We start from the raw sequence: 7,496 nt of genomic DNA, 5'->3' as shown, positions 1-7,496 counted from the left end.
TCGTCGACGAACACCGCCACGCCCCGGCCGACGTCGGCCGCCAGCCCGTTCGGAGCCTGGCGGTGGGGCCCGGAGCCGCTGCCGGAGCAGCTGCTGCGGGTGGTGCCGCAACCGCTGGTGTTCGACAGCCGCGCACCGGCCCCCCACCCGCGCGGCATCGTGGGGCTGCACCGCGCCGCCCGGCGCGGTGAGGGCAGCGAGTTCGCCACGATCCGGCCGTTCCAGTGGGGTGACCGGCTGCGCCGGATCCACTGGCCCCGGTCGCTGCGCACCGGTGAGCTGCACGTGACCACGACCTACGCCGAGCAGGACACCCACGTGGTGGTGGTGGTGGACGCCCACTACGACCTCGGCGCGTCCGGCGGCGTCCACGGAGCGCCGAGCAGCATGGACCACTCGGTGCGGGCGGCGGCAGCGGTGGCCGAGCACTTCGCCCACCAGGGCGACCGGGTCAGCCTGCAGGTGCTCTCCTCCCGGACCCCCACGCGGGTACCGGCGGGCAGCGGCCGGCGCCATGCCCGCCGGCTGCTCGAGACCCTCGCCCAGGTCGTGCCCGGCCCGCAGGAGTACGTCGACGGGCGGCTGCTGCGCCACCACCTCACCCCCGGGTGCCTGGTGGTGCTGGTCTCGGCGATGGTCTCCCCCGACGTGCTGGCCGTGTCCGCCGCACTGGCCCGCAGCGGCATGACGGTGCTGGTCATCGACTCGCTCGTGTCGGACGTGGAGCCGCCGACCGGCGACGACGCGGTGGGCCAGCTGGCCTGGCGGCTACGGCTGCTGGAGCGCGAGCGCGAGATCCGCCGGGTCGAGGCCGCCGGCGTGCCGGTCGTGCCCTGGCGCGGGCCCGGCAGCCTGGACCTGGTGCTGATCCGGCTCGCCCGCCGCCCGGGAGGACGGGGCTGATGCGCGAGCTGCTCCAGGACGTGCGTCATGCCAGCAGCCACCAGCTCGCGCTCCGGGGGGCGATGGTGGTCAGCGCCCTGACCTTCGCGCTGGTGGCCCTGGCGGCGGGCAGCACCGCCCTGCTGGCGGTCGTGGTGCTGGTGGCGCTGGGCGTGCTCGCGGCGCTGAACCCGCACACCGGGCTGCCGGCGTTCGTGGTGCTCTACCTGCTGGGGGTCTGGGTCGCGGGCGTCGAGACGGGCGCGAGCCGGGTGCCCACCCCGTGGGTGGTGCCCGCGGCCTGGTGCCTGCTGCTGTTCCACACCGCCGCAGCGCTGGTCGCGGCGGTGCCCGCCGGGGCGAGGCTGCCGGCGCCGGTATGGCGCCGCTACGGAGCGCGGACGGCGGTGCTGGCCGGGCTCGCGCCGCTGGGGTGGGGAGCCGCCGCGCTGCTGGTCGGAGTCGCCCCCAGCGCGGGGGCGGCCTCGCTCGTGGCCGGGTTCGCCGTCGTCGCCGCCGGGCTGGCGGCCCACTACCGGCAGGTCACCCGCGCTGCGTCCGGGGGCTAGGCCGACTCCTTGCGCTGGTTGCGCTTCCGGGGACGGCCGGTGTCGCGGCGCACGATCGTGGGGTTGACGTTCTCGAGGACCACCTCGCGGGTGATGACCACCCGGGCGATGTTGTCGTCGCTGGGGACGTCGAACATCACCGGCAGCAGCACCTCCTCGAGGATGGCGCGCAACCCGCGGGCGCCGGTCCCCCGCAGCAACGCCTGCTCGGCGACCGCCTCGATGGCCTCCTGCTCGAACTCCAGCTCCACCCCGTCGATCTCGAACATCCGCTGGTACTGCTTGACCAGGGCGTTGCGGGGCTCGGTGAGGATGCTGACCAGGGCGTCCCGGTCCAGCGGGGAGACGGACGTGATGACCGGCAGCCGCCCGATGAACTCGGGGATCAGGCCGAACTTCAGCAGGTCCTCCGGCAGCACGTCCTCGAAGTGCTCGGCCGGCTCCTTCGGGGAGTGCAGCTCGGCCCCGAAGCCCAGGCCGTGCTTGCCGGCCCTGGCCTCGATGAGCTTCTCCAGCCCGGCGAAGGCGCCACCGACGATGAACAGCACGTTGGCCGTGTCGATCTGGATGAACTCCTGGTGGGGGTGCTTGCGCCCGCCCTGCGGCGGGACGCTGGCGGTGGTGCCCTCCAGGATCTTCAGCAGCGCCTGCTGCACCCCCTCCCCGGACACGTCCCGGGTGATGGAGGGGTTCTCGCTCTTGCGGGCGATCTTGTCGATCTCATCGATGTAGATGATGCCGGTCTCGGCCTTCTTGACGTCGAAGTCCGCGGCCTGGATGAGCTTGAGCAGGATGTTCTCGACGTCCTCGCCGACGTAGCCGGCCTCGGTCAACGCGGTGGCGTCGGCGATGGCGAAGGGCACGTTGAGCATCCGGGCCAACGTCTGCGCCAGGTAGGTCTTGCCGCAGCCGGTGGGGCCGATGAGCAGGATGTTGGACTTGGCGATCTCGACGCCGTCCTCGCCGCGCCGGGTCTCCCCCGCCTGCACCCGCTTGTAGTGGTTGTAGACCGCGACCGCCAGCGCCCGCTTGGCCGGATCCTGGCCGACGACGTACTGCTCGAGGAACTCGTAGATCTCCCGCGGCTTGGGCAGCGTCCCGAGGCCGAGGTCGCTGGACTCGGCCAGCTCCTCCTCGACGATCTCGTTGCACAGGTCGATGCACTCGTCGCAGATGTAGACCCCGGGGCCGGCGATGAGCTTCTTGACCTGCTTCTGGCTCTTGCCGCAGAAGGAGCACTTCAGCAGGTCGCTGCTCTCTCCCATGCGTGCCACGCGGTTCCCTTCGTCGCGGGTGCAGCGCCCCTCCGGCGCCTGGCCCCGACGCTACCTCGCCCACCCGACGCAGGACAGCCTTTTGTGGCGTGTGCTGGCGTGTTCCGGCGACTGTCCGCTGTCAGCGCAACCCGCGCGACCGGCCCACCGGCACCACGAGCCGGCCCAGCAGCGGCGGGAGGCGGGCGGGCGCCTCAGCCGGTGAGCAGCAGGCCCACGGCCGCGGACACCAGCCCGAGCACCAGCGCGGCCGCCCCGAGCCACAGCAGCGCCACCAGCCGCCCCGGTCGCTGCGGGTCCTTCCCCAGCACCGAGAGGAAGAACCCGGCCGGCATCAGCACGGCCGCCCAGAGCACTCCGGTGCTCAGCAGGCGCCACGGCTGGCCGACCCCGGCCAGGTCGACCAGGAGCAGCACGACCAGGCCCAGCGTGATGAACATGCCGGCGTGACCGTGGCCGGCGCGGTAGAAGGAGCGCTGCAGGTCGTTGGCGGGGGCCTGGCCACGGGTCACCCGCAGCAGGAACGCCCCGCCGGTGGTGATGGTGGTCGCGGCCAGCAACACGGTCGCAGCGGTGGTCACGGCAGCAGCAGAGAGCATGGCGGCCTCCAGGGAGCGCAGGAACTTACCGCTGGAAAGATTACGCCATTCACGGCGATATGACCAGTGGTAAGTTTTCGGTGTGCCCTACCACCACGGCGACCTGCGACGCGCGGTCCTGCAGGCGGCGGCCGAGGTCGTCGCCCGGGACGGGGTGGACGCGCTGAGCCTGCGGGCGGTGGCCCGGCAGGCCGGCGTCAGCCACACCGCCTTCCGGCACCACTTCGGTGACCGGCGGGGCGTGCTCACGGCGCTGGCGGCCGAGGGCTACCACGGGCTCGCCGCAGCGGTGGCGACCGGCGGCGAGCAGGGGTTCCTGGAGGCGGGGGTGGCCTACGTCCGCTACGCCGTGGAGCAGCCCGCGCGCTTCCAGCTGCTGTTCCGTCCGGGGCTGGTCGACGAGGACGACCCCGAGCTGGTCGCGGCACGGGAGGAGCTGGCGCGCACCCTGATGACCGGCGTCGCGGGGTTCGCACCGGAGCGGGAGACCGACCTCGCGGCGGCACCCACGTCGGACCCGCTCGCCCTCGGGGCCTGGAGCATCGCCCACGGCCTGGCCACGCTGGCGCTGGCGGGCGTGCTGCCGGCGCGGGAGCCCGCCGAGGTGGCCGTGCTGGCCCGCGGGGCCCTGGCCCACCTCGCCCCCTGACGCCGCGTGCACGTGAGCGTGCCCGCCCCGGTTCCCGGGACGGGCACGCCGTGCAGGCGGTGGCCGCCGCTGCCGTCAGCTGTCGGTGAGGGAGGCCTTGCGCGACTGGAGGACCTGGTCGACCAGGCCGTACTCGCGCGCGTCCTCGGCGGTGAGGATCTTGTCCCGCTCGATGTCCTGGCGAACCTGCTCCACCGGCTTGCTGGAGTGCTTGGCCCAGGTCTCCTCCAGCCAGATCCGCATCCGCAGCACCTCGTTGGCCTGGATCTCGATGTCGGAGGCCTGCCCGTAGTCACCGCCGGCCAGCGCCGGCTGGTGGATCAGCACCCGGGCGTTGGGCAGCGCGTACCGCTTGCCGGGGGCACCGGCCGCGAGCAGGACGGCCGCGGCGGAGGCGGCCTGGCCCACGACGAAGGTCTGCACGTCGGGACGGATGAACTGCATGGTGTCGTAGATGGCCGTCAGCGCCGTGAACGAGCCACCCGGGCTGTTGATGTACATGACGATGTCGCGGTCGGGGTCCTGGGACTCCAGCACGATCAGCTGGGCGATGATGTCGTCGGCCGAGGCGTCGTCGACCTGGACCCCCAGGAAGATGATGCGGTCCTCGAACAGCTTGGTGTACGGGTCCTGCCGCTTCATCCCGTAGGAGGTGCGCTCCTCGAACTGCGGCAGGATGTAGCGGCTGCTCGGGGCGCTCCACGCGGTGGCGTCCGGTAGGTGGGTCATGGTTGCTCTCCTGTCTCAGGCCTGGGCGCCGGCGTCACCGGAGCGCTCGTAGACGTGGTCGACGAAGCCGTACTCCTTGGCCTGCTGCGCCGTGAACCAGCGGTCGCGGTCGGAGTCGCGCTCGATCTGCTCCACGCTCTGGCCGGTGTGCTGGGAGATGAGCTCGGCCATCTCCTTCTTGATGTGCAGCATCTGCTCGGCCTGGATCTTGATGTCGCTGGCCGTGCCGCCGATGCCGCCCGAGGGCTGGTGCATCATCACCCGGGCGTGCGGGGTGGCGAACCGCTTGCCGCGGGCACCGGCCGAGAGCAGGAACTGCCCCATCGACGCTGCCAGCCCCATCGCCACGGTCGCGACGTCGTTGGGCACCCACTGCATGGTGTCGTAGATGGCCATCCCGGCGCTGACCGAACCACCCGGCGAGTTGATGTACAGCCAGATGTCCTTCTCCGGGTCCTCGGCCGCCAGCAGCAGCAGCTGGGCGCAGATCGCGTTGGCGTTCTCGTCCCGGACCTCCGAGCCGAGGAAGATGATCCGCTCCTTCAGGAGGCGGTTGTAGATCTGGTCGTCCAGCCCGGCGACGGCGGGGTCGCCGGCCGCAACGATCTCGCTGTTGCTCACCTGTTGCTCCATCTCCTCGAGGGCGGTCGCGGCCTCGGGCCGCGTCCTTCGTCAGTGACCCTAACGTCCGGGACTCCGGCGGCAGTCCCGCCCGGGGCCGCTGTTCGCCGTCAGCGCACAGCCACGGGAGCCCCCTGACAGCCGTCGCCCGCCCCCGCGCTGCTGCGGGGGCGGGCGTCGTGGCTGCCGGTAGCGGCGTCAGGCGCGGGCGCCGGACTCCTCCGGCTCGTCGGTGTCGCCGGTCTCCTCCCGGGCCGCGGCGTCCTCGGCCGCCTCGCCCTGGGCCTGGGCGTCCTGGCCCTCGGGCTCCTCCTCGGCGGTGAGCTCGTCGAGGTCGACCGCGTTGCCCTCGGTGTCGGTCACGGCGGCCTCCTCCAGCACGGCGGCCAGCGCCTTCCGACGCCCCACCTCGGCCATCAGCTGCGGCACCTGGCCCTGCTGGTCGACCTGCTGGGCGAACTCGTTGGGGTTCATGCCGTACTGCTGCGCGGTCATCAGCAGGTACTCCACCAGCTCGTTCTGGCTGACATCGACCTCACGGGCCTGCACCAGGGCGTCCAGCAGGAACTGGGTGCGCATCGACTTGCGGGTGCTCTCCGTGACCTCGGCGCGGTGCTCGTCGTCCTCCAGCCGGCTCTCGCGCTCCAGGTGGTCGTTGACCTCCTTCTCGACGAGGTTCTCCGGCACCGGGATCTCGATCATCTCGAGCATCGCGTCCAGGACCTTGTCGCGAGCCTGCACGCCCTGCTCGAACCGGGCGGCCTGCTCGGCCTGCCGGCGCAGGTCGGCCATCAGCTCCTCGAGGGTGTCGAACTCCGAGGCCAGCTGGGCGAACTCGTCGTTCAGCTCGGGCAGCTCCCGCTCCTTGACGGACTGGAGCGTGACGGTGACGTCGGCCTCCTGGCCGGCGCGGTCGCCACCGGCCAGCGGGGAGCGGAACTCCACGGTGTCACCGGCGCGGTGGCCGATGAGGGCCTCGTCGAGGCCCTCCAGCATCGTGCCGGAGCCGATCTCGTAGGAGACGCCGGTCACCGAGTCGATCTCGTCACCGTCGATCGTGGCGGTCAGGTCGATGGAGGTGAAGTCACCGTCCTGCGCGGGCCGGTCGACACCCTGCAGCGTCCCGAAGCGGGCCCGCAGGTTGTCCAGCCGGGTCTGCACGTCCTCCTCCGAGACGGTCACCGGGTCCACGGTGACCTCGATGCCGGAGAAGTCGGGCAGCTCGAAGTCGGGCACGACGTCCAGCTCGGCGTCGAACCTGAGCTCCTTGCCGTCCTCGATGGGCAGCTCGGTGAGGTTGACCTCGGGCTGGCTCAGCGGGTGGATGTCGTTCTCGCGCAGCGCCTGGGTGTAGAACTCCGGGAGCGCCTCGTTGACGGCCTCCTGGACCACGGCGCCGCGGCCGAAGCGCTGGTCGATGATCCGGGCGGGGACCTTGCCGCGGCGGAAGCCCGGCACGTTCACCTGCTGCCCGATCGACTTGTAGGCCGCATCCAGCCGGGGCTGCAGCTCCTCGGAGGTGACCTCTACGGTGAGCTTCACCCGGGTGGGGTTCAGGGTCTCGACGGCACTCTTCACTACGGGCACTCCAGGATCGGATTGAGGTCTCGGGCCGGCCCGGCGACGCGCCAGGCGGCCAGGCATCCGCTCCATGGTATCGGTCGGGGTAGCCGGATTCGAACCGGCGGCCTTCCGCTCCCAAAGCGGACGCGCTACCAAGCTGCGCCATACCCCGCGCGACCCGCGGCCTCCGCGACCGCGCCGAGGAAGTACAGTAGTCGCTCGCCGAGCGCGTATGGCCGCCCGGCATGCGGGTGTAGCTCAATGGTAGAGCCCCAGTCTTCCAAACTGGTGGTGCGGGTTCGATTCCCGTCACCCGCTCGTCGCCTCACCGCCGCGACCTGGTCGCCGACGTTGCCGCCCGTGCCGATGAGCAGCGGGATGGACGGCGCTATCCGGCGGCCGACCGACTCCTCGGGGTAACCGAGGAGGCCGACGGTCATCTGTCGCTCGTGGGCGGGGAGCCGGCTCAGCAGTCGGAAGGCCACCCCTGCCGGCAGCTCGTCGAGCAGCTGTGCCCGGTCGTCGGGGTGGAGATCCGAGACCACCCGGGCGACCGCCTCCGAGCGCAGCGCCTGCGCGTGCCGGCGCCCGCAGGTCGGCGCGACGGATC

At 72.0% G+C, this 7,496-nt stretch carries 8 protein-coding genes, 2 tRNA genes and 1 pseudogene; 4 read left to right on the top strand and 7 right to left on the bottom strand.

The window, feature by feature from the left end; genetic code table 11:
* Positions 1-903: DUF58 domain-containing protein (locus GFJ45_RS06780; protein WP_153395473.1), on the top strand; the 903-nt coding region annotated here is incomplete at its 5' end.
* Complete coding sequence (locus GFJ45_RS06775; RefSeq protein ID WP_153395471.1) at positions 903-1,451, top strand: hypothetical protein; 549 nt, start codon at positions 903-905, stop codon at positions 1,449-1,451. The genes GFJ45_RS06780 and GFJ45_RS06775, both read left to right, overlap by 1 nt.
* On the opposite strand, the gene clpX is transcribed toward GFJ45_RS06775, so the two are convergent.
* Together clpX and GFJ45_RS06765 are read right to left on the bottom strand one after the other, a co-directional pair.
* Positions 1,448-2,725, bottom strand: a complete 1,278-nt coding sequence (gene clpX / locus GFJ45_RS06770) for an ATP-dependent Clp protease ATP-binding subunit ClpX (protein WP_153395469.1) — start codon at positions 2,723-2,725, stop codon at positions 1,448-1,450. The genes GFJ45_RS06775 and clpX overlap by 4 nt on opposite strands.
* Before the next feature lie 194 nt (positions 2,726-2,919).
* The gene (locus GFJ45_RS06765) at positions 2,920-3,306 is read right to left on the bottom strand and encodes a hypothetical protein (RefSeq protein ID WP_228386617.1); all 387 of its coding nucleotides are present in this window, start codon (positions 3,304-3,306) and stop codon (positions 2,920-2,922) included.
* 100 nt (positions 3,307-3,406) lie between these two features.
* On the opposite strand from GFJ45_RS06765, the gene GFJ45_RS06760 reads away from it, so the two are divergent.
* On the top strand, positions 3,407-3,973 hold the full coding sequence (locus GFJ45_RS06760) for a TetR/AcrR family transcriptional regulator (RefSeq protein WP_153395465.1): 567 nt from the start codon (positions 3,407-3,409) through the stop codon (positions 3,971-3,973).
* 75 nt (positions 3,974-4,048) lie between these two features.
* On the opposite strand, the gene GFJ45_RS06755 is transcribed toward GFJ45_RS06760, so the two are convergent.
* From GFJ45_RS06755 to GFJ45_RS06740, 4 genes are all read right to left on the bottom strand, one after another.
* A complete protein-coding gene (locus GFJ45_RS06755) occupies positions 4,049-4,702 on the bottom strand; it encodes an ATP-dependent Clp protease proteolytic subunit (protein ID WP_153395463.1) in 654 nt (217 codons plus the stop codon).
* Positions 4,703-4,717: 15 nt separating this feature from the next.
* Entirely contained in the window at positions 4,718-5,323 is a 606-nt protein-coding gene (locus GFJ45_RS06750; RefSeq protein ID WP_323368717.1) for an ATP-dependent Clp protease proteolytic subunit, read from the bottom strand.
* Between the two features lie 198 nt (positions 5,324-5,521).
* Positions 5,522-6,901 carry a trigger factor gene (gene tig, locus GFJ45_RS06745; RefSeq protein WP_153395459.1) on the bottom strand — a complete coding sequence of 460 codons (1,380 nt, stop codon included), beginning with the start codon at positions 6,899-6,901 and terminating at the stop codon, positions 5,522-5,524.
* Positions 6,902-6,984: 83 nt separating this feature from the next.
* Positions 6,985-7,058: transfer RNA gene (locus tag GFJ45_RS06740), tRNA-Pro, on the bottom strand.
* Between the two features lie 75 nt (positions 7,059-7,133).
* Here GFJ45_RS06740 and GFJ45_RS06735 point away from each other — a divergent pair.
* Positions 7,134-7,204, top strand: a tRNA-Gly gene (locus tag GFJ45_RS06735).
* Positions 7,205-7,305: 101 nt separating this feature from the next.
* Here the strand turns inward: GFJ45_RS06735 and GFJ45_RS06730 are convergent.
* Positions 7,306-7,455, bottom strand: a pseudogene (locus tag GFJ45_RS06730) (magnesium transporter MgtE N-terminal domain-containing protein); the annotation flags it as partial.
* Between the last annotated feature and the right edge of the window lie 41 nt (positions 7,456-7,496).

Source organism: Ornithinicoccus halotolerans (genome assembly GCF_009602535.1).
Taxonomy (GTDB): Bacteria; Actinomycetota; Actinomycetes; order Actinomycetales; family Dermatophilaceae; genus Ornithinicoccus; species Ornithinicoccus halotolerans.
This window is presented reverse-complemented; position numbering and strand designations above follow the sequence as displayed.

Coding starts and splice junctions, on each gene's coding strand:
- GFJ45_RS06775 (WP_153395471.1), top strand. CDS start 903: ATGCGCGAGCTGCTCCAGGACGTGCGTCATGCCAGCAGCCACCAGCTC.
- GFJ45_RS06755 (WP_153395463.1), bottom strand. CDS start 4,702: ATGACCCACCTACCGGACGCCACCGCGTGGAGCGCCCCGAGCAGCCGC.